This window comes from Nostoc punctiforme PCC 73102 (assembly GCF_000020025.1).
Lineage (GTDB): Bacteria > Cyanobacteriota > Cyanobacteriia > Cyanobacteriales > Nostocaceae > Nostoc > Nostoc punctiforme.
Genome location: NC_010628.1, coordinates 1,880,830 through 1,903,859, shown reverse-complemented (window position 1 = coordinate 1,903,859; position 23,030 = coordinate 1,880,830). Strand labels below are relative to the sequence as shown.

Sequence of the window (23,030 nt, the reverse complement as noted above, 5' to 3'; positions counted from 1 at the left end):
CTCCCCTACTAGAATGTCCCTCTCCGGCTCGGAAAGGGACAAATTTTGCCGAGTAAAATCAGGCAGAGGTTTTTATACAACCTAAATCAATAATTTTCGGTTAAACCCAATATCTCTCTTTTGGTCTGGGGAAAGGGAAATTCAAACCCTTTCCCTTTCCCCTTTCCCCCTTAACCGAAAACTATTGCAACCTAAATTATCAGAAGATAGTCAATCTATATTTACCGCGTTCCTGTGGATTTTTAGAACTGACAACTATATAGTAAGTGTCATCTTCAGGCAACCTAGCTCGGTCAATTAAAGCGCTGTAGGTGCCAGCTTTATCTTTATCCTTATCTATAGCGATCGTCTGTCCTTTTGAATTTAGCAAAGCTACGTAAGGAGAAAATTCTTCATCAACGCTATCTACACGAATACTTACAAGCTGATTTTTTCTTCCTTGGAAATTAGAAACATTGTAAGCGCCTCCATTTTGTTTCAAGGTTGAGCTATTGGCGCTTAGTTGGCCTGCTTCATCTAAGGTATAGCTAGCTCTGTCATTCCTCAAAGCCAAACTATAGCGACCGATCTCACCTGTATCTCGGCTAGTAACTGCAATTTTGTAAATGCCATTCTTAGGCAACCGCGCAAAAATGAAGGCATCATCGCCATCACTGCTTTTTTCCAAAGTGCCTTTTTTGACGATGATATTATTATCAGGATCGTGCAGAAATAACAAAGGATTTAAACTCAAGTTATTTGATCTGCGTGTATCTTTACTACCAACAAGCCTAATTTGAACTAGTTGATTTTCCCTACCTTCAAACTCATAGAAATGAAAATATCTACCTTGAGATTGAAAGTCACTCTTACTCAGAATACCCAATGCGACATCTACAAAGTTAATCTCTTTATAAGTAGGTGTTGCAGGTGCAGAAACTGCTGGACGTTCGATATTTTGGTTGCCACTTCTAGCTACATTTGAACTTGGCTTGCGTCTCCCAGAGCCAGCATTAGAACGATTGGTATTTGAATTAGAAGCCCTGACTCCAGACGATCTAGATGCACTACTATTGGAACGATTAGAATTTGAGTTAGAAGTCCTACGTCTAGATGATCTAGAAGTAGAGTCATCATTTGAAGCGTCCGAGGTTGGCTGGGAAGTTTCTGTATTAGAAGATACAGGACGAGTTTGCTGTATTGGCGACTCAATAGATGTTTTCTTTTTTGGAGATATTGATGCTTGAGAAGCAGGAAGTTGCTCAATTCCTTTTTTTACTGCTTCTGGTTGTCTCTCATCTGGTGATTTAGCAATTATGAAGCCTTGAGAATGTTGAGGTTTCCCCAAAGCATTTATAGGTAGCACATTGCTCGCGATCAACAAACTACTACCCAAAGAACAAATTAAAATGCGGCTTAATTTGTGGCGATAGTTTTTGGTTTCTAGTAGCATAATTACGCTCCTAATTTTGCGGATGATTTCGTATTTAACAGATAGACAAATTTGAAGTCAAAAATTTTATATTCCTATTGAGACTCATAATACACTGTGGTGGAAGTTTGCCTACCATATCAAACAAGAGGATTTTGCTCTAAGTCTTGTTTGATATGGTAGCAGCTGTACTAGAGTGAATATTAATTTTGTAAGTATATACTGAGCTACAAGTTGAAATTGGTGCTTTTCGGATTTTTGCCGGGATATTTTTGTCAAACTGAGCCAGATGCTACTAAGTAAGTGGGCGTAAATAATTGGCGGGATAAGGCAATAGGCAATAGGCAATAGGTGATAGGCAACAAGGGTTTTAGCTTAGTTTGATTTTATTGTGCCAACTTACTTAGACTACTGAATCGAGAAGGCATATTTGTACCAATACTGCTCGTTTAAGGGTAAAAGGAGTGGAAGAGTTGATATATAAGGTTTTTCTCCTTTAACATGAGTCCCTTTCCCCCAAAACCCGACAAGTATTGATATTTGTGCCCCTTGAGAAAAATCGCACATCGCGCTAGTCTTCATTGACGTAACTGCACGCTGTAACATTAGGCGATGACAAATCAACTCTCTCCGAAAATTCCCTCTTGTACTTGGAGCCGTCCCATCGGTTTAGGCTGGGACAAACCTTATACTGTCCGCTACGCAAGTAATATCGATGATGGTCCTTGGCATGGTATGCCTTTAGGTGGCTTTGGTGCAGGTTGCATCGGTCGTTCTTCACGGGGAGATTTTAACCTGTGGCACATCGACGGCGGTGAGCATACCTTCAAAAACGTCCCCGCTTGTCAATTCAGTGTATTTGAATCCAATGGCACATCTACCCAAGCCTACGCTTTATCTACCCAAGGGCCCAATGATGGCGCTCTCAAAGCTTGGCAGTGGTATCCAACGCTTCCCAGTACAGAGGGGACGGGTAATTATCACGCGTTATACCCACGTAGCTGGTTTGTGTATGAAAATATATTCCAAGCACAGTTGACTTGTGAGCAATTTTCCCCAGTTTGGGCAGGTAATTATCAAGAAACTAGCTACCCTGTAGCAATATTCCTCTGGAATGCCCACAACCCCACAAATGCACCAATTACTCTCAGCATTATGCTCACTTGGCAAAATATGGTGGGCTGGTTTACAAATGCCCTCAAATCTCCCGAAGTGCGGGTGCGTGATGATGGTAGTCCGGTTTACGAATACCAACCGCGCTGGGGCGAAAGTCAAGGAAACTATAACCAAATAGTTGAAAATCCACAACAGTTTGGCTGTCTTTTAAGTCGGGTTGGTAGTGATGCTTTGCAAGAAGGAGATGGAACTTGGTGTATTGCAACATTGAAACATCCCCAAGTAGAAATATTTTACCACACTCGCTGGAATGCTGAAGGAACTGGTGATGAGGTGTGGCAAAGTTTTGCGAAAGATGGTTCTTTGTCCAATTATATAGATGCTAATCCAGTCGGAGAAGGTGAACAGTTAGGAGCTGCGATGGCACTCCGTTTTACTCTCCAACCAGGCGAAACCCTCGAAATCCCCTTTGTCCTCGCTTGGGATTTGCCTATCACGGAATTTGCCGCCGGAGTCAACTATTATCGCAGATATACAGACTTTTTTGATAGAAGTGGAAATAATGCTTGGGCGATCGCATCTACTGCCCTACAAGAATACCAAACCTGGCGATCGCAAATTCAAACTTGGCAACAACCCATTCTTGACCGGGAAGATTTGCCCAACTGGTTTAAAATGGCTCTATTTAATGAGCTTTACGACCTCACTAGCGGCGGTACTCTCTGGAGTGCAGCATCAGAACTTGACCCCATCGGTCAGTTCGCGGTGCTGGAGTGTCTAGATTATCGATGGTATGAAAGTCTAGATGTGCGATTATATGGCTCTTTCGCCCTACTAATGCTGTTTCCAGAATTAGAAAAGTCGGTGATGCGGGCATTTGCACGGGCGATTCCTCAAGGTGATGATACACCCCGAATAATCGGCTATTACATGACTATCAAAGCTGAAAGCCCAATTGCAGTTCGCAAAGTTGCAGGTGCAACACCCCACGATTTAGGCGCACCAAATGAACACGTATGGGAGAAAACTAATTACACCAGCTATCAAGACTGCAATTTATGGAAAGATTTAGGTAGTGATTTTGTCTTGCAAGTATACCGGGATTTTCTGCTCACGGGTGCTGACGATGTAGAATTTCTAGCAGATTGTTGGAATGCGATCGTTCAAACTCTAGACTACTTGAAAACCTTTGACCTTGATGGTGATGGGATTCCTGAAAATTCTGGTGCGCCTGACCAAACCTTTGATGATTGGCGGTTACAGGGTGTCAGTGCTTATTGTGGTGGATTGTGGTTAGCGGCGCTAGAGGCTGCGATCGCAATTAGCGATCTTTTATTAACTCACAAACTTGGCGACCTTGGCGGCTTGGCGGTTCAAAAATCCATCTATGAAACTTGGTTACAACAATCTCTTCCTATTTACCAAGAAAAACTCTGGAATGGGCAATATTACCAACTTGATAGTCAAAGTGGTTCCGATGTGGTAATGGCGGATCAGTTGTGCGGACAATTCTACGCCCGACTATTGGACTTACCAGATATTGTACCGAGCGATCGCGCCCTTTCTGCCCTGAAAACTGTTTATGATGCGTGCTTTTTGAAATTCTGCAATGGAGAGTTTGGTACTGCGAATGGTGTTCGTCCTGATGGTTCACCAGAAAACCCTAAAGCTACTCATCCCCTAGAAGTTTGGACTGGGATAAACTTTGGGCTAGCGGCTTTTCTTGTGCAAATGGGAATGAAAGATGAAGCGTTGAGGTTAACACAGGCTGTAGTACAGCAGATTTATGAAAATGGGCTGCAATTTCGCACCCCTGAAGCTATCACCGCAGCTGGTACTTTTCGCGCTAGCACCTACTTACGGGCAATGGCAATCTGGGGAATTTACTTAGTTATTAATTGATTAGCTATCAAAACGGTTCTCATACCTGCGGGTTCGCTGAAAGCGTTTTCGTAAGAGTAGCCGCTACGCGTCTATGGATGCAATACACTTTGACCTCTCTCCAAACCTCTTTCTTAACAGGAGAGAGGCTTTGAATCTTACTCCCCTTCCCTTCAAGGAGAAGGGACTGGGGTTTAGGTCTGTATTCCATGCAATTGAGAACCGCTATAGTATATGCGTTGCCAGAATTAGCCTGTATTTATCTGAGAAAGCAGAGTTTAAATTTGTGATTTTATTTTCCGAGTGTTTCCGGAAGCAAAGGAAAATTTCAGTAATGGTAAGAGTTGAAGTAGTGAGAACTCTAGACTACTCTATACCGACTATATCTTTGTTCTAGACCGAGGTATTATTGTTGAGCAAAGTACTCATCACAAACTCATGGTAATTGATGGTTTTACTAGCATTTAGCCCAAGTGTCGCAGCATCCGTAATCTCTAATTGAGAAATTTTTTAAAGATAAAGACATAGAGAATTCACTGTTGAATAAAATTGACAATATTATATTTTCTAATATTTTCCAGATTTAACCTACTAGAGATTTTTATTCAAAGCATCTTACTACAGATACCGATAATAATTAAAACTCTAACAATCCGCTTCGATTTTTGTTCGCGCAACGTGGCGTAGACATACTTACTTGTGTGGTAGGCAAGAAGCAATAGGAAAGAGCTTTCAAAATAAAATATGAGTCCTATAGCCTAGCTGTTATTAATAGCTAATAATCATGAAATATTTATGATTGGTTTACAGCGATTTTATTTAGATACGTTGAATCTGTAGTTCTTGTAAATCAAGAAACATCGGAATAATAAATATTATTATCTAATTGAACTTATTAATAAAATATGTTCAAGGCTATGGCTGCGAACGTTTTTTACCGTTGAGCAGTTACTATTTTTAGAAGTTATTTTACATCATAGTTAATGGTAGTATTTTCTAGCGACTCGACAATAATAAAAGGTTTAAATTGAGATTGTGTGGGGGGTCAGACCCCTCATAAATTAGCAAGGGAGGACAAAATTAAAAGTTGCACAATAGGCATGTACGTATCGAAATACATTCAGTAAATTTAACTTAAAAATCTACTAACTTCGTAGATGACATTAACGACAAAAAATAGTATATATACGAATGACGTTGTTAAAGCTCAAGGATAAATAAATTTTTTCCACTACTCAAAAAAATATGAAAACTTGCCGGAAATTGCTTAATTAACCAGTAGTAAGAAATACAGGCGTTTTAACAGAGAAAATTGATTGAATTAAAAGTCGATAAAGTTTCAGAGGATAAAACTGCATCTACCAAGAGCTACGCCTAGACTTTTGTCCTACCAGCTAAATGAGAAGACAAAAGATAAATTTTTACCTTTCACTTACTAACAAGTAAAAGCTACAGTTTCCTCGATTAATCGGAGTAAATCTGAGTAATTAGGAATGAGCAGCCAACAAACTTGGTTAAAAACTTGATTGTTTTTAATCAAAGGTTATTTCATGCAAAGAATCATCAGGTCAAATGCAGTCGAAACCTCAAGCCAAGGGGACAGTTCAGCAATGAATCTATATAATTTGTATCCCTACTACAAGCTAGCTCTTACCAAAACTAGTTTACTAGGGGAGTTATCAGCCAAAATCACTAAAACTCTGGTTAACAGCGTCCAGGTAAAGCTCAAACAAACAGTAGAGAAGTTTCAGTCTGTATCTTTACCACTCAAAGCTGCAAAAACTAATCAGAGTTTGGGAAAGTTATGTACGCATCTGTTGATAGATGGATTTTTAGCCTTCGTCAACATCCAACACCGCCAAATTGCTGATAATTTCCCGAAAGCGATTTAACAACTGCAAAAAGATTAATGCAGTTTGTAAACCTCAATTGAAACGACAACAATCGCAGAAACTGAACTAGTTTACTTCATCCAAAATAATTAAACACTATGATGAATCAAGACATTGCTGGTATTAGTAGTAACTTAGATACAACAGTAAAGGCTCAACAATTTGATAAAGTAGTTGAAGCAATTATTGCTGGAAAGTACTCCTGGGCATGTGTTTTAATGCTACGTTTTGCTGGTTATAATCCTCTCCATTACATTCCGTACCGTACCTACAACCGATTACTGAAAGAAAACTCTCAAACCAACAGAACGAAACAACAGCAAAGTGAAAATCTAAAGATGCTGAAACATGCTAATGATTCAAGACCTGCTTATCTTGAAGTAGTTGGAAAGCAAAAAACAGAAATCCGTAGTGTTAGTTTAGACCAAAAATTGGGATAGCTAATTAACAAACATTAATCAAGGAAATCGCCATTAACTCAAGATATTTCCTTGAAACCCTGTGGAGCCAATTAAAAAAGAATTTGAAATCAAGAGATTCTGCCCTAGAGTTGATTGAGTATCTGAGAGCCTGCCATGCTAATTTAAAATTGAGCGCATGGTAGGTTTTCTATCGTAGTGATTAATTTGAATTTGATATATTTTTGCAAAAATCTGCCAAAATGGCAAATATATACTGACGACATTGGTAAACTAATAACAACAACGATTTCAACCCAAATAGAGGTGATTGGCAGCAAGCAAGTTAATTTAAAAACATAAAATCAATGGTTAGTTCTGGCTATGAAATAAATCAAACTGATTACAAAAGTAGTCAGTATGTCATGGAGTAAATAACTCCTATCCCAAGGCTAATGATGCAACCGTTGCTACTGGTGGTTCTTTTTCTGAGGAAGTCTAAGCAAAAAGAATTTGGGGAGGTGGATTCCCCCAATCCAAATTTTACAAAGCTTTCATTGACTGCAGACGATGCGAGTAATGCTTAGAAAACTTTCTATCTTGTGATTGGTGTTGCTTTATTAAATAAAGCAAACGCTTAACACCAATAACAGGAACGGAAACAGAAAAGTTACGGTGAAATCGTTGTCTTGGCTGGTGGAACTAGTAGGTCATACGCTTCTCTTTCAACTATTGTAATCCTAGTCCTCCCAACCTGGATTATCTCTGCTTTCTAAATTTTCAATTTATATAATAAATACTGGAAGTTCAAAACTTGAAGAGCTTCCAGTATTTTTATGTGTAAATAAAAATAGGGTGAGCAATTTGCCCACCCTACTTTTTGTAGAGAAGGTTAATCCAACAATGAATTAAACCTTGGCTAATTCTGGGGTAGGACGCTTGCTGTTGCGAATTGATGTAATAGCCTCCGCATAATCCTTAGCATTAAATACAGCTGAACCGGCGACAATTGCATTAGCGCCTGCTTCCAAAACCTGCCAGGTATTATTTGCCTTGAGTCCTCCATCCACTTCAATCCAAGGGTCAAGACCGCGTTCATCACACATTTGACGTAGCTTGCGGATTTTGGGTAACACACCAGGGATAAAGCTTTGACCACCAAAACCAGGATTAACGCTCATAATCAGTACTAAATCGCACAAATCTAGAACGTATTCAATTAGCTCTAGAGGGCTACCAGGATTAAGTACAACTCCAGCTTTCTTGCCAAGCTCTTTAATTTGCCCCAAGGTGCGGTGCAGGTGTGGGGAAGCATTATGCTCGCAGTGTACGGAGATAATATCAGCACCCGCTTTAGCAAATCCTTCTACATACTTTTCCGGCTCCACAATCATCAAGTGGACATCCAGGGGCTTGGTTGTAACCGGACGAATCGCCTCCACAATCAGAGGGCCTATCGTAATATTAGGTACAAAGCGACCGTCCATTACATCAACATGAATCCAATCTGCTCCGGCTGCGTCTACGGCGCGAATTTCGTCACCAAGACGACTAAAATCGGCTGATAGGATAGATGGAGAAATTACAATGGGCTTTTGAGATAGGTTTTGGGTCATGGCTAGTGGGTTTTTAAGCGTCCTCGTCTGTAAGCATTGTAACAAAACATTGAGCAAGACTCATAACTTTGATCCCGGCCTTTTTAGAGGAGTAGAGAGCAGAGGGAGAATAATAACTCTTAACCCCTAACTCTTGACTAATGACAAATGACAAATGACAAATAAAAAATGACTAAAAAACTAACCTGGATAATTTGGGGATTAAGTGCTTCTTGTCTGAGTGCGCCGGTAATTGCTTCGGCTTTAGAATCTGCTTTGGGAACTAACGGTATTGATGCTTTAAAGCTACACCAAGCTCCTTATAATTTAATCGGTCGTAAGATTGCTATTGGTCAAGTGGAAATTGGTCGACCGGGAATGTTTGGGTGGGATAAGGCGGTGTCTAAAAATCGCGCCATATCTTTAGCGGGAGTATTCTTACGCAATGGGCCAGCTAAGTCTAATAGCGGTGTTGACCCTCACGCCTATAATGTTGCTGGTGTAATGGTAAGTCAAGACAAAGCTTTGCCGGGAATTGCTCCGGGAGCGAGATTGTATTCGTCTGCGGTGGGTTCCACTAAAAGCATGGGTCAGCCAGAAGAGTGTTTATCGGCCCAGCACATAGCGCTACAAAATGGTGGCGATGTCCGTGCCATTAATTTTAGCTTTGGTGAACCTCTCAGTCGCGATCCTAGACCAGAAGCTATTTTAGACGGCAATGCTTTACTAACTTTATGTGTTGACTGGTCTAGCCGGGTTCATGATGTTTTGTATGCGATCGCAGGCAATCAAGGTAAAGGTGGTATTCCTATTCCTACAGATAATTTTAACGGAATGAACGTGGCTTTTTCATCCCGCCGTGGGGGAGTTTTTAACAAAGTAGATGTGGCTAATCTGGCGGGTGCTAACCAAGGAGTGAGTGGAAGGCTAGCTGGAAGAGAATTTAATCTTGGTAGCCGTCGTGCTATCAGTTTAGTTGCTCCTGGGAATAATATTCCCTTACTCAATCCAGATGGCAAATTGAACAAGGTTACAGGTACTAGTTTTGCAGCGCCTCAAGTTACGGCTACCGTTGCTCTATTACAAGAATTTGCTGACCGACAGATACGTACAAAACAACCCCATTGGAGCATTGATTCTCGGCATCATCAAGTAATGAAAGCTGTATTGCTGAATTCAGCAGACAAAATCCAAGATAGTGGCGATGGCTTACGGTTGGGAATGAGCCGGACACTAATTGATAAACAAAATCAAAACTGGCTAGATTCTGATGCTTATAAAGATCCAAACATTCCCTTGGATGCTCAAATGGGAGCCGGTCACTTAAATACATTTCGCGCTTATCAACAATTGAGTGCTGGCCAATGGCAGCCATCAGCTACGGTGCCAGCTATCGGTTGGGATTATCACAAAGTGGATGTTGGAGCATCTGTTGACTATGTGTTAGCAAAACCATTAAAGCAGGGGGGTTTTGTTGCTGTCACCCTAAGTTGGGATCGATTGGTGGAACTCAACGATAAAAATAAAAACCAGCAATATGACGTGGGTGAAAATTTCCGCGATCGCGGTTTGAATAATCTCGACCTATACTTAGTGAAAGCTGATGCTCAAAATTCAGATACTGGTGCTGTTTGCTCTTCAATCAGCCAAATCGATAGTGTAGAACATATTTTCTGCCCCATTCCTGCTACTGGCAATTACAAAATCCGCGTCCAGTTTCGTCAAAAGCTTAATGAAGCAACTCAACCCTATAGTTTAGCTTGGTGGAGTGTACCTATCAATTAAAATAGGTCAGCACAATTTTCATCTGTGTCAATTTAACGTGAGTTTGATGAACCTCTCCCTCTCAGCTTTCCGTTTCCGAGAGGGAGGAGCAACGAAAAACTAAGCTTTTTGCTCCCCTCTCCGACACGGAGAGGGGTTGGGGGAGAGGTCAAATAAGACTTGTCGAACTCACGTCAATTTACAGCATTTTCATCTATTTGAACAACACTCTCCTATCGGGGCGCATAGGCGTGCGTCCCTATGAAAGTTCTGTATTTTATGCAACTAAGAATGTTATTCTATCTCAGGACTTGCAAAACAATAGCCGAAAAGAAAAATTTTCTGTTAGGGGTATTTGATGAATTACCCTTAACTCCTGTAGTTTGGCGTAAATCCTATATCTATAAAAACCCAATAGAAGTGGTTATTTTATGTTAGGTAGTCTACAATACTGTTATTGATAAATAGAAAAGTTCCTCAAAATTGAGATTTTTCATAATTCGTCTGCATAGCCGCTTCAAGTAAGAATTAGCAGCTTTAATGAGTTGTGTTTAATTCCTCTAAGCTATTTACTTGCTGTTACAAAAACTGTAACAGTCTAATTTTCTATTGGATCAAATGCAATAGTTAATCATTGACACAGTATCTGCGTCAACCATGAGCACAGATCGGGAATCTTTGGCAAGTGAGGTAGCAGAATGAATCGGCAAAAGTTTAGTGATGCAAAAGAGAATTTTCTGCAAAGACGTTATGGTGTGAGTCTAGGCAGACGTTATGCTTTGGCAGCTGCAAGTGTTGTTCTATTCAGTGTATTAGGGTGTTCTCAAGTTGAGAGTAACAAAAGTGCCCTTGCCCAATCTAGTTTACCTCAACCAGAAACTCCATTGCAAAAAAAAACACTCAACCCTGATACAAGAATAGTTGAGTCTAGCAATAAGTTTGGCTTTAAACTATTTTCCGAAGTTCTGAAAGATGATAAAGGTGAGAATAATATTTTTATCTCACCTTCGAGTATAGCGATCGCTCTCGCTATGACCTACAACGGCGCTAGCGGCTCAACTCAACAAGCAATGGCAAAAACCCTAGAATTACAGGGAATAAATCTACCAGAAATCAACTCTTCTTATGCGGCAGTATTAAAGCAGCTTTTAGAAAATCCAGATGCGAAAGTACAACTGAGTATTGCTAACTCGCTTTGGGCAAATCAAGATGTTAGCTTTGCACCAGACTTTCTCAAGAGAACCCAGGATTTCTATCAAGCTAAAGTCAGCAATTTAAACTTTAAAGATGCCGCCGCATCTAATATTATCAATAACTGGGTAAAAGAAAATACCAAAGGTAAAATCACTAAAATAGTTGAAAGTATTGAACCATACCAAGTGTTGTTTCTGATTAACGCCATATATTTTAAAGGTAATTGGAGTAACGAATTTGACAAAAGTCAAACTGCTCAATACCCTTTTTACGTTACATCTAGCAGACGAAAACAACACCCAATGATGTCACAAGAAGGTGACTATAGATACTATGAAAGCAAAGAATTTCAGGCGGTTAGTTTACCTTACGGTAAAGATGGAAAAATCAGTTTTTATATCTTTCTACCCAAACAAAGCTCTAACCTCAAAGCTTTTTATCAGAACTTGAATGTTGAAAACTGGGAAAAATGGATGACTCAGTTCAACAAACAAAAAGGCTTTATTCGCCTACCTCGCTTCAAAACAGATTACGAAGTTACACTCAATGATGCCTTGAAAAATTTAGGCATGGAAGAGGCTTTCAGCAACAAAGCCAATTTTTCCGGCATGGGTAAAAATTTTGCCATTAGCCAAGTTAAGCATAAAACTTTTTTGGAAGTGAACGAAGAAGGCACTGAAGCGGCTGCGGCTACTTCAGTGGGAATAGTAGCAACATCTTTGAGAGATGAACCAGAACCATTCCGAATGATTGTCGATCGTCCCTTCTTCTGCGCCATTAGGGATAATCAGACGGGAAACGTTTTGTTTATGGGTTCCATCATTGATCCACAATGAGGAGGCAGGAAACCTCCTGCCTTCTTAAGGTAATGTCGCTTCAGAAATACTCAGAGTGTTGTTAGCGTTTGCTTTCGAGGACTCGTTTGCTGCAATGGGTGCAGTTACCTCCCCCGTGCCGCTATCGTTTGTCTCGCCAGCAAGACGCAAGGCACTTAAAGCAGTTTTAATGACAACAGCGGTGGGTACTGCCACAATTACACCCAAAAGTCCGCCAATTCTTGCCCCTGTTAAAACTGAAATTAAAATCCAAACTGGATTTAAACCCGTAAAACTGCCTAAAATTCGCGGGGCAATTAAGTTTTCGAGAATTTGCTGTACGATTACTGCTGCTATCAAAACTCTCACACCCATTGAGAAATCTTGCAGTGCTACCAATAGTGTAGTCAGAGCAATGCCCACAGAACCACCAAAGGGGACGAGAGCCATTAGACCAATAGTTAGCCCAAATAGCAGTCCAAATGGTACTTTCAGCCACAAAAAGGTAGGAATGAGGGCTGAGGCCATACAGGTAGATAAAATCAACTGGGTGATGAAGAAATTTTGAAAGCTTAGGCGGACTGTTTGGGAGAAAGGAGCGCGAAATTTAGAGGGTAGCCATTCTACTAAACTTTCCCAGAGTTCACTCCCATGCTGTAAAAGGTAGAAAGTCAAAACCATCGTCAAGAGGATATCTAGCAGACTAGTGACTGTAACTACCGCCAGATTTAAAACTTGTCCAGCGATCGCTTGTAATTGTCCTTTGACGCGATCGTTGATTTGTACTACCAGAGCATCGAGGTTAATCGGTAAGCCAAAAGTTTCTGCTTTTTCGTTTAATATCATTAGCTGAGAGCGTCCAGAGTCGATCAACTCTGGCAACCGAGCCACCAGTTGTTGAGCTTGGGTAAGGGCTAACGGAACAAGCGTCACACCCAACGCCAATAAAATCGATAAAGCCAAGAGAAATACTAGGATAGCAACTTGCTCTCGTTTAGCACCATGATGTTCCATCCAACTCACGGGGTAGTTGAGCAGAAATGCTAAAACTGAGGCTCCGACTAAAATGACTATGAGAGAATGGAAATAATTAAAAAATACCGAAAGTGCCCAACCATTTAGAACTAGCAGTGGAACGAATAACGCGATCGCCCCGATTCGCGCTATTGGTGTGAATGTTTGCCACCAGTCGAGTAGCTTGCGTGTCTGCATTTTGAGCTAATTGCGGGATAGAACTAAGTTAAATCTTTCTTTACAGCTTATTATCTCTAACTATATGAGTCTTATTCATCCTTCTAGTTTAGGAGTTATACTAACCCCAATGAAAAATTTTGAATCAAAAGAGGACAGGGAGTGGAGAGCAGGGGAGCAGGTGGAGAATAATAATGCCCAATGCCCACTTGCCCTGAGCGTTCGCGCAGCGTCTCCGTTAGGAGAAGCCGAAGGGATGCCCAATGCCCCATGCCCAATCCCCAAAACCCAGTTGCTTTTATATTTGATTCCGATTATCGGCTTTTTTCCATCTTTGTGGACTCTCTATCGGGGACAGGCCAGCCGGGAACAACTTGCTGTTAGCCGTCTGTCTATCACTTTGGCACTTACTTGGCTGTTGGGATATTTATTATTAAGTACCGGAGCCACAACTTCAGATTTTTTTTCGCTACGTCTATTTATCCTGAATAGTTTTCTCACGTCGGGTTATTTTATAGTGACTATCTGGTTGATTTTGCGCTTAATGCAGGGCAAATCTGGACGTTTACCAGGCTTTAGTACTTTAGCAGAACGAGTGTTTGGTAAGTACTTATCTTAATTTTTTAGGACGAAAATTTTTCAGTAGTTTTACCTATTTCCTAAAAAATTATGGTTGATTTCTCTATATATCTAGTCAAATCCAGTTTATTATTGCCATACTTCAGTAAAACATCTCTAGGTTGGCCCAAAAGCAGGAAAAATGCTGCTATAAGTGTTGTGGTTGACACTACATTAAAAAAGTTAGCACTGATAATTAAGAGTTAGCTATTATGGGTTGATTTGTTTGGATATTTTTAGTCTGCAAATTTACCAAATTTAATTATTGAGTAAGTGTGAGGAAGTCTGTGACCATTCAAAGAAGTTCGGCGGAAGAAAACCAGTCGGGAAAAGCCTCAAAGTCCAATAAAAAAATTCCTCAGAACTCGAAATCTGGACGTTGGCTGTGGTTTTGGGTAGGGATGAGTGGGATTGCAATGGTGTCAGCAACAGCAGGGGCACTTTTGGCGGTGTCTTTAACCAGTACACCTTTGCAGCAAGCCCAGCTAAGTCCACAGGAGGAGGCGGCCTTTGATGGCGATCGCATTTCTGGGGGTGTGATGCGATTTTCACAATTAACTCGCCCTGTGAATCTCTTAGTTATGGGGATGAGCGTACTTCCCCCAGATGTCCAAAACCCTCCCCAAGACACCAAAAACCTCAAATACCTGCCCCAGGTAAACTCCTTTGATGGTCTTTCGGATGTAATGCTCTTACTCAAATTTGATCCAGAGACGAAAAAAATAATCATGCTCTCCATTCCCAGAGATACCCGCACAGAAATAGAGGGGTATGGAGTGAAAAAAATTAATTCTGCTAATGTCGAAGGTGGGCCAGCTTTGACTGCCAGAACCGTCAGTAATCTCTTGGGTGGGGCAGGAATTGATCGCTATATCCGAATTAACGTTTTAGGAGTTGCCAAGCTAATTGATGCTTTGGGTGGCGTAACAGTTTATGTCCCCAAAAATATGAAGTATCAAGATGATTCTCAACATTTGTACATCAATTTGAAGGCGGGTAAGCAGCATTTAAACGGCGAGCAGGCATTGCAATTACTGCGGTTTCGCCATGACGAACTCGGTGATATTGGTCGGATTCAACGCCAGCAAATGGTCATTCGGGCCTTGATGGATCAAACACTCAACCCAGCTACTGTTGCTCAATTACCTAAAGTTCTGGATGTAGTTAAAGACCACATCGATACTAATTTGACGGTTGAAGAGTTAGTGGCGCTAATGGGTTTTGGCGTGCGGACAAATCGCTCTAATATGCAAATGTTAATGCTGCCAGGCCGCTTTAGCGAAAAAAATGAGTTTGATGCTAGCTATTGGTTGCCCAGTAAAGATGGTATTGCTAAACTGATGGCTCAACATTTTGGCTTGGAATCAGATCAGGAACAGCAGGCGACTAATCCACGTTCTTTACGTGTAGCAATTCAAGATAGTACAGGTGGCGATCGCTCTAATCTCCAACCATTAATTAGAGCCTTGGAAAAATCTGGATATCGCAATATTTATATAGCTAAAGCATGGGGTGAACCTTTAGAGGTAACTCATATTGTCGCCCAGCAAGGAGATGGTGACAGCGCCGAATCAATTCGTGAAACTTTGGGATTTGGCGAAGTGCGTGTGGAAAGTACTGGCAACCTTGGCTCGGATGTCAGTATTCAAGTAGGTCAAGATTGGTTGCAACAAAAATCTATTTTGGAGAAGTCGCTGAGTAAATAATTCGTAATACTTCTCTACGAGAGGCTGCGCCCTAAGCGTAGCTATGCTGCAGGCTTTACGACTACGCACAGTACAAGTTCGTAATTCGTAATTAATTACACTGGTATAAATGCTGTTGAGAGGGAATTTACTGACTGGCTGAGTTCCTGGAGTTTAGCTGCTACTGCACCATTGGTTAACAATTCTTCTGCTTTAGCTAAACCCTCTGGCATATCTGAACAAATACCACTCCGCCATAAGTAAAATCCACCATTCCACAAGGCTGTTTGCATTAGTTCACCTGGTTTACCTGCTAAAACATCCTGAATATCTGCCACCAATTCTTCAGTAGTTCCAAGGGGTACGTTCTTGGTAGTAAAGCCGTAATCACGGGGTACGAGGTGCAATCTTTCTACCTCTTGGGATGCTAAGGATGAAGATAAGCTGATAATTGCAGTGCGATCGCGCGGTAAGTCGCAACTACCTTCCAATCCTTTGACTAATGTAAATTTCGTTACTTCCCGCAGCCCTAGAGCTATCTTAAACATCCCTTCTGTCGGCGGATGCACAAATCCAGCAATGACGTGAGCATCCCCAACATAAGGACACCAAATTAGCTCCATTGTCGCCAAGGGTGGACGTTTGCCAAGTTGGTCGCGGTACTCCCAAATACTGTTAGTTAAGGGAAAATGCTGAGGCAGATAAATAAAGCCGATTCCCGTTTGCTCAAAGACTTGCTGGGTTTTTGCCAGTGGTAGGTTAGTCCAATCGACTCCTAAACCTTGCCAAATATCGATCAAGGGTAAGCCGTACTTTGTTGGCAGGCGATCGCCTCCGTGCATTATCACTGGTTGTCCAACTGCGGCGAGTAGTAAAGCTGTTACTGGACTAATTGGTGCTGTACGGGTTCTGCCATCATAAGGAATGCCAAGAGCGATCGCTGGTCGTCCAGAGTCGAATGGTTGTAGCTTTGGCCCCAGTTCATCATAAGCATCCAACATTCCCGCTAACTCTTCCCCCGTAGGACGCTTGATTCGATGAGCAATCAAAAACGCTCCGATTTGGGCTGGTGTAGCTTCACCCAGCAGCATCATTTTAGTGGCGCTGGCTGCTTCGACGCGAGTTAAGTTTTCGCCTGTGTGGTTTCCGCTACCTACTTTTTTCAGTAATTCCCTAAATACATTGCTCATTTGTCCTTTGTCCTTTGTCCTTTGTCTACTGTCATTTGTCCATTGTCCTTTCTGAAAATGACTAATGACCAATGACTAATGACACTCAAGAAGCCGATCGCTGCTGGTCAATTTGTAATGGGATATTTTCCCGCACGAGTTGCCAAAAGTACTTAATGGGGGGAATTTGTAGTCGATCTTGAGTTGTTACCATAACTACCCGCCGAGTCAAACTTGAACCATCTGTTAAACCACTAATATTATTGTTCTCTAAGGAACGAACCGCTAAAGTAGGGTCAAGACGTGCTTCCAGTAATGCTGATTGAGGTAGCAAAGCGATTAATTCTCCTTGGCGCACCACTCCCCGAAAGGCATCTAGGGTATTTACCTCTAAAGCTGCCTGAAGTGTAGCTTCCATTCGCTCAAATCTATCTTGTATTAAGCGCTGCATCCCATAACCATCTTTAAAAACCACTTGGGGATAAAGAATTAGCTCCGACCAAGGGACACATTCATATTGTGCCAGGGGATGATTAGCTGCGGTGAGAACTTCTATTGGTTCATCATAAAGTACTTCTACCACCATTTCCCTAGCAGTGGTTAAAAAGCGATTATTCATCACAATTGCTAAATCTACCAATCCATCTTTGAGGACTTTCAGGGCGCGATCGCTTCCTAATGAAGTCACCCGCAATTGCACATCTGGATAAGCATGACAGAATTTTTGCAACACTGGTGGTAAGTAAGATCCACATAATGAGTGAATCACGGCAATGCAAAGTTCTGGTTGCTTTCCAGCGATTAAATCAGCTAATTCTTGTGTAGCTGTCTCCCATTCTTGGCAAATTTTGCGGACACGGGGTAGTAAACATTCACCTCCCAGCGTTAATTTGGCGTGAGTAGTTCTATGAAAAAGTTCTACACCCAAATCTGCTTCTAATGCCTGGATTTGGCGGCTAATCGTCGATTGGGTAACACCAGATGTTCGCGCTGCTTGTTGAAAGCTGCCGGTTTGTGCGATCGCTAGAAAGGCTTGCAACTGCTCTAGGCGCATTTTTATGTAGCCTGAATTACATTTATAGCTTTCACTAAGTTAACGGTTTATTCTCCGCAATTTAGTATAGTTAGTTACAGTAATTTTCCTGTGATTTACATTTGTATAAATCAGGTTTTACCTCTCACATCAGGAATTATCCGCTTTACATAGAATTTTTTGGTGAATTCCGCCAAAAAAGACTTATTCAATATATGAAATTTTAAATTCATCACATTCATTATTTTGAGCAAAAATTTTGAATACTTTAGTCTGTAGAACTTTTGTATTCAAAATACTAATCTTTTTCTTCATGCAGCCCAGTAAACTAGACCAAATTTTAGGACTAGAACTACAGCGTCGTCGTACAGAAAAAGGTTGGTCACAGGAGTATCTTGCAGAAGTCACAGGTCTGCACAGGACTTATATCAGCCAGCTTGAGCGAGGGCTAAAAAGTCCATCTGTTAGAGTTCTTAGCCATATCACTAAGGCTTTGGGTATGACAATGAGTGAATTTTTACAACCTGTAGAGGAATCTCTGAGTGTTGACGGACAGCGAGATTGAAAGATTAAGGCAAGCCATTATTGCGACTATTGCATCTCCAGTCATAGGGTCGATAGAAGATTACACATGGGAAGCAATTTTTCATTATGTTAAAGATATTCCTCTATCAGACCCCGCTTTGGAACGAAGCAAGCTTCTCTATGATGCTGTTGACTTGGTGACTAAAACAGGTTGGTCACTCAAATCTCTCCAACTGAATAGCTTCAACTTCGGAAGTTCATTTTTATTTGTAATTCAGAGAGCAGACATTATCAAGAAGTCTATCCAGCTAGGTTTTCCTGGTTTAACAGAGCAATCCTCGCCTAATGAGCTTGGAGCAGCCATTATCCAACATTGGAACGAGAAGATTATTTTGAGTCAGGCAGCATAAGGCGTTGTAAATAGTTATGAAAGCATATTACTCAAAACTATCAAAGGTTATGAGTATATTTACTGCGAGTTTCCACTTAATCCTCTTGACCCAAATATATTTTCTTGGGCTTGGACAGTAGATAAAATTACTGGGAGTTCAGGGGCAGGACTACAAGGAAGCATTGCAGGCAAAACAGAACTGGTTTGGTACAAAAATCAGAAACAACTTTTCAGAGCTAGAACTATTCCTCAACAGGCAGTTCGCATTACAGTTGAAAGAGTTCGTCTTACACTTGATCGATATGTAAAGACAGTTATCTCTGCTTTGGAAGATCAAATCAATACTCTTATCGAATACTATAGTCTTCATAAAATATCGTCAAGCAACTCCCTGACTTCTGCTGTATTTAATCTTGGAAATTTCAGCAATTGCGATCCTTGTGTTCTCACCAGCCTGGTAAATTTAACAGAAATATGGGTTCACTCCCTCTAACTCTCCATCATCTTTGAGAGAATTTACCACTCAGCCAAAGCGATCGCTATTCCTTGTTGCAAATCTGGTGTGAGTGCGGTGTTATTTGCTAATTGCTGCAATTTTTGATGTGCAACTTCACTATCCAGATTTTTGAGTGCAGCGATCGCGTGCAGTCTCACCGATGCATTAGAATCAGCTAGCAGTGAAATCAATGGTTCAATAGCTTGTATTTCGCCTAACTGCCCTAAAGATAAAGCGATCGCACTTTTGATGTTGACAATCTCTGTGGCTGGATGCTGCAATCGCAGTATTTGCAATAATATTTCTACCGCTTGTGTAGTTTGCGGCTTTTGTACTCGCCCCAAAACGGTGGCAATTTCTTGCCAAAGTGTCTCTGAAGTGATTTGATTAAATGCTGTTTGCAAATATTCCAAACTAGATGGTGTACCCACCCAACTTAAAGCGCGGATGGTTTTTAATTGCAGCTTTGTTGATGTTTGGGGTGAAATCAACAAATCAAATAAATGTTTTGCAGCGTCATTACAACCCATCCGAGAAAGGGAAACTGCGGCTGCACAACAAACATCAAGGTTAAAGTCGTAAAGCTTGGGTTGCAGTCTTGTTACCAAATCTAATGCTTCGCGCAAATCGGGGCGAAAACCTAAACCAAGGGCTGCTGCACGCCTAACTGTAGCAGCAATATCATTCAAAGCGTTTAACAAAACTGTTGGTATACGTTCGTCATGAAAACTGCTGAGGGCTTCAATTGCAGCAGTGCGGATTGTGGCTTGTGAATCTTGCACTACACTCAACAGTGGTGTGATGGTTTCTGTTTGGGGAATACAGGAAAGCGATCGCACTGCTAAAAGCCTTGTATCTTCTTGTTTCAGGAGTTCAGATAGGGCAGCGATCGCAACAGTACCCATTTGTCCTAGTGCTGTGGCTGCGATCGCTTTGAGTTCTTCATCCTCATCAGTTTTCAACAATTCAACTAAGGGTGCGATCGCTTCTGGCTGCTGAAATTCACCCAAAGTCCGTGCTGCATACCAGCGTAATTCTTCCTCTGCATCTTCATCTTCTAAGATGTCAATGAGTGGTGGAATAGCAATATTTCCCAAGTGAGTCAAAACTTTGGTGATTTCCCAGCGTTGTTGAAAATCTCCCATCTCTAACACTGAAATTGCTAATGTTAGCAGATATTCTCGATTTTTAACTACCTCTGGATGTTGTGAGTCTGACCCTAAAACTAATTGTTGTAAATATTGAATCAGTGATGACCAATCAGCTGCATTATATGCTGTCTGGGCTTGCACCAAAAGCTGGTTGATATTACTCACCATACCCTGAATTATATTGTTTAAGTTGGCTTGACTACAACTGAATTACCTTCAATTTTGGCGGCGTAAGTTTTAAGCGCTTCTGTAGCTGGGCCTTTTAGCACCTTACCATCAACCCCATATTCTGAGCCATGACAGGGACAAGCGAATTTTTTTGCCTCAGCTTTCCATGCTACGGTGCAACCTGCGTGAGTACAGGTAGGGTTAACAGCTGTCATTGCGGCTTTAGATGTACCGACTACCAACACAGGCCCAGCAGGTGAGTTTTTAGCCAACAATTGACCAGTTTTATCTAATTCTGCCGAAGTGCCTACTGTTTGCCAATCTCCAGATGCAGAAGGTGTTTGGGAAGAACAAGCTGCGATCGCTACAGGTAGAGAACTCGCTATCAAACCCAAACCTACCCAATTAATAAAATCACGACGTTTCATAATTGCCACTCAATTTTGGATTTTGGATTTTGGATTAATCTATGGCAATCCAAAACCGCTTAGATCATGTCAAACACTCTTTATCAAGCGCTTTAAGTGGCTCATTAGCCGACCTTGATGCAAAAAATGCATATTATGCATCCATTTTCAGCAATTTTACTAAAAAATCGTAACAATTTATACGATTTTAACAGAAATCTCGTCTTAAGTTATGAGTATCGAAATTGTTACATGAACATTATCTAAACCTGCTTGACAAATTTTACAGATGTAAATGGCGACAAGTTTTCCTTAACTAAGCAAGGATTTGAAGTTTCACGTTGGAATACTTTTGAGTAACAATAATCAGCCGTAATCAAATATTAAATTTTTATTCCCTAACCCTCGTAGATACACCACCTAATGGAACTACGGGTTGATTGATATCGGGCAATTAGCAGCACAAATTCTCACGAGAGTCAGCCTCATGACAGACACAACAACTACGACTACCAGCCTCAATAAATTCGAGAAATTCAAGGCGCAAAAAGATGGACTCGCCATCAGGGATGAGATAGAGAAATTTGCCGCCTTGGGCTGGGAAGCAATGGACGAAACAGATCGCGATCATCGGCTCAAGTGGGTGGGCGTATTTTTTCGCCCTGTTACCCCAGGCAAGTTTATGATGCGGTTACGGATGCCTAATGGTATTCTCACCAGCAGTCAGATGAGTGTTTTAGCCCAAGTGGTGCAGCGTTACGGAGATGATGGGTGCGCCGATATTACCACCAGACAGAATATCCAATTACGGGGAATCAGAATTGAAGATTTACCAGATATCTTTAATAGATTTCACGCAGTTGGTTTAACCACTATCCAATCAGGGATGGATAACATCCGCAATATCACAGGCGATCCGGTGGCGGGGTTGGATGCAGATGAGTTGTACGACACACGAGAGTTGATACAGCAGATTCAAGATATGCTCACCAACAAAGGTGAAGGAAACCCAGAGTTTAGCAACTTACCACGGAAATTTAACATTGCGATCGCAGGTGGAAGAGACAATTCAGTTCACGCTGAAATTAATGATTTAGCTTTTGTTCCCGCATTTAAGGAAGCGAATGGGCAAGAATTCTCTAAACCACCGATATTTGGCTTTAATATCCTCGTAGGTGGCTTTTTCTCAGCTAAACGCTGTGAGGCGGCGATTCCTCTAAATGCTTGGGTGGCTCCAGAAGATGTGGTAGCTGTATGTAGAGCAGTTTTAGAAGTCTTTCGTGACCACGGGCCGCGTGCCAATCGGCAAAAATCCCGCTTGATGTGGCTAATTGATGAATGGGGTTTAGAAAAATTTCGAGCAGAAGTAGACACTCGTTTGGGTAAATCGTTATTACCCGCAGCCGCAAAAGACGAGATCGACTGGGAAAAACGCGACCACATCGGAGTATATAAACAAAAACAACCGGGGCTAAATTACGCAGGTTTAAATATTCCCGTCGGGCGACTGTATGCCGAAGATATGTTTGAAATCGCTCGTCTAGCTGAAGTTTTTGGCAGTGGTGAAATCCGCTTTACCGTTGAGCAAAACATCGTTATCCCCAACATTTCTGACTCACGGTTAGCAACATTTTTCACAGAACCGTTGCTAGAAAGATTTTCTATTAATCCAGGTTTACTGGCGCGATCGCTAGTATCTTGCACAGGCGCACAATTTTGCAACTTCGCTCTCATCGAAACCAAAAACCGCGCCCTGGAAATGATTAAAGCCTTAGAAGAAGACTTAATCTTCACCAATCCAGTCCGAATTCACTGGACAGGTTGCCCAAACTCTTGCGGCCAGCCCCAAGTTGCAGACATCGGCTTGATGGGAACCAAAACTCGTAAAAATGGCAAAACCTTGGAAGGTGTTGATATATATATGGGCGGTAAAGTCGGCAAAGACGCTCATTTAGGAACTTGCGTTACCAAAGGCGTACCGTGCGAAGACTTGCAGCCATTATTGCAAGACTTACTAATCAAAAACTTTGGGGCAAAACTCAAGCAAGAAGCCTTAGTAATTAGCGGTTAGTAACTGCTATTTCCAAAAATAAGATCCCCCCACCTGTGGCGACTCCTTTAAGAAGGGAG

The 23,030-nt window shown here is 41.5% G+C and carries 17 protein-coding genes; 10 read left to right on the top strand and 7 right to left on the bottom strand.

From position 1 onward, the window contains the following. Positions 1-199: 199 nt before the first annotated feature. Positions 200-1,432: a hypothetical protein gene (locus tag NPUN_RS07840; protein WP_012408252.1), complete on the bottom strand. Its 1,233-nt coding sequence runs from the start codon at positions 1,430-1,432 to the stop codon at positions 200-202. Between the two features lie 591 nt (positions 1,433-2,023). On the opposite strand from NPUN_RS07840, the gene NPUN_RS07835 reads away from it, so the two are divergent. The 3 genes from NPUN_RS07835 (at position 2,024) to NPUN_RS07820 (ending at position 6,740) form a co-directional block, all read left to right on the top strand. Continuing rightward, complete coding sequence (locus NPUN_RS07835; protein WP_012408251.1) at positions 2,024-4,429, top strand: GH116 family glycosyl hydrolase; 2,406 nt, start codon at positions 2,024-2,026, stop codon at positions 4,427-4,429. A 1,589-nt stretch (positions 4,430-6,018) separates the two neighbouring features. Next, a complete protein-coding gene (locus NPUN_RS07825; RefSeq protein ID WP_148220266.1) occupies positions 6,019-6,300 on the top strand; it encodes a hypothetical protein in 282 nt (93 codons plus the stop codon). A 101-nt stretch (positions 6,301-6,401) separates the two neighbouring features. After that, positions 6,402-6,740: a HetP family heterocyst commitment protein gene (locus NPUN_RS07820; protein WP_041565988.1), complete on the top strand. Its 339-nt coding sequence runs from the start codon at positions 6,402-6,404 to the stop codon at positions 6,738-6,740. Between the two features lie 866 nt (positions 6,741-7,606). On the opposite strand, the gene rpe is transcribed toward NPUN_RS07820, so the two are convergent. After that, positions 7,607-8,314 (bottom strand): ribulose-phosphate 3-epimerase, encoded by a 708-nt coding sequence (rpe, locus tag NPUN_RS07815; protein ID WP_012408248.1) that lies wholly within the window; start codon positions 8,312-8,314, stop codon positions 7,607-7,609. Positions 8,315-8,482: 168 nt separating this feature from the next. Here rpe and NPUN_RS07810 point away from each other — a divergent pair, with 168 nt between their 5' ends. Then, on the top strand, positions 8,483-10,078 hold the full coding sequence (locus NPUN_RS07810) for a S8 family serine peptidase (protein ID WP_012408247.1): 1,596 nt from the start codon (positions 8,483-8,485) through the stop codon (positions 10,076-10,078). Positions 10,079-10,755: 677 nt separating this feature from the next. After that, on the top strand, positions 10,756-12,087 hold the full coding sequence (locus NPUN_RS07805; protein WP_012408246.1) for a serpin family protein: 1,332 nt from the start codon (positions 10,756-10,758) through the stop codon (positions 12,085-12,087). 24 nt (positions 12,088-12,111) lie between these two features. Here NPUN_RS07805 and NPUN_RS07800 read toward each other — a convergent pair whose 3' ends face one another. Next, positions 12,112-13,278 carry an AI-2E family transporter gene (locus NPUN_RS07800; protein WP_012408245.1) on the bottom strand — a complete coding sequence of 389 codons (1,167 nt, stop codon included), beginning with the start codon at positions 13,276-13,278 and terminating at the stop codon, positions 12,112-12,114. 235 nt (positions 13,279-13,513) lie between these two features. On the opposite strand from NPUN_RS07800, the gene NPUN_RS07795 reads away from it, so the two are divergent. Beyond that, positions 13,514-13,876: a hypothetical protein gene (locus tag NPUN_RS07795; protein WP_012408244.1), complete on the top strand. Its 363-nt coding sequence runs from the start codon at positions 13,514-13,516 to the stop codon at positions 13,874-13,876. 286 nt (positions 13,877-14,162) lie between these two features. Beyond that, positions 14,163-15,581, top strand: a complete 1,419-nt coding sequence (locus NPUN_RS07790; protein WP_012408243.1) for an LCP family protein — start codon at positions 14,163-14,165, stop codon at positions 15,579-15,581. 95 nt (positions 15,582-15,676) lie between these two features. Here the strand turns inward: NPUN_RS07790 and NPUN_RS07785 are convergent, their stop codons facing one another. Both NPUN_RS07785 and NPUN_RS07780 read right to left on the bottom strand, forming a co-directional pair. Further along, a complete protein-coding gene (locus NPUN_RS07785; protein WP_012408242.1) occupies positions 15,677-16,750 on the bottom strand; it encodes an anthranilate phosphoribosyltransferase family protein in 1,074 nt (357 codons plus the stop codon). Positions 16,751-16,835: 85 nt separating this feature from the next. Continuing rightward, positions 16,836-17,783 carry a LysR family transcriptional regulator gene (locus NPUN_RS07780; RefSeq protein WP_012408241.1) on the bottom strand — a complete coding sequence of 316 codons (948 nt, stop codon included), beginning with the start codon at positions 17,781-17,783 and terminating at the stop codon, positions 16,836-16,838. Between the two features lie 292 nt (positions 17,784-18,075). On the opposite strand from NPUN_RS07780, the gene NPUN_RS07775 reads away from it, so the two are divergent. Further along, the gene (locus NPUN_RS07775) at positions 18,076-18,327 is read left to right on the top strand and encodes a helix-turn-helix domain-containing protein (RefSeq protein ID WP_012408240.1); all 252 of its coding nucleotides are present in this window, start codon (positions 18,076-18,078) and stop codon (positions 18,325-18,327) included. Continuing rightward, positions 18,305-18,697, top strand: coding sequence for a hypothetical protein (locus tag NPUN_RS43030; RefSeq protein ID WP_012408239.1), 393 nt, complete (start codon positions 18,305-18,307; stop codon positions 18,695-18,697). Before NPUN_RS07775 ends, NPUN_RS43030 begins: the two co-directional genes overlap by 23 nt. Before the next feature lie 497 nt (positions 18,698-19,194). On the opposite strand, the gene NPUN_RS07765 is transcribed toward NPUN_RS43030, so the two are convergent. Together NPUN_RS07765 and NPUN_RS07760 are read right to left on the bottom strand one after the other, a co-directional pair. After that, complete coding sequence (locus NPUN_RS07765) at positions 19,195-20,493, bottom strand: HEAT repeat domain-containing protein (protein ID WP_012408237.1); 1,299 nt, start codon at positions 20,491-20,493, stop codon at positions 19,195-19,197. A gap of 17 nt (positions 20,494-20,510) precedes the next feature. Continuing rightward, positions 20,511-20,921, bottom strand: coding sequence for a QcrA and Rieske domain-containing protein (locus NPUN_RS07760; RefSeq protein WP_012408236.1), 411 nt, complete (start codon positions 20,919-20,921; stop codon positions 20,511-20,513). A 466-nt stretch (positions 20,922-21,387) separates the two neighbouring features. On the opposite strand from NPUN_RS07760, the gene NPUN_RS07755 reads away from it, so the two are divergent. Further along, positions 21,388-22,971, top strand: a complete 1,584-nt coding sequence (locus NPUN_RS07755; protein WP_012408235.1) for a ferredoxin--nitrite reductase — start codon at positions 21,388-21,390, stop codon at positions 22,969-22,971. The last annotated feature ends 59 nt before the right edge of the window (positions 22,972-23,030 follow it).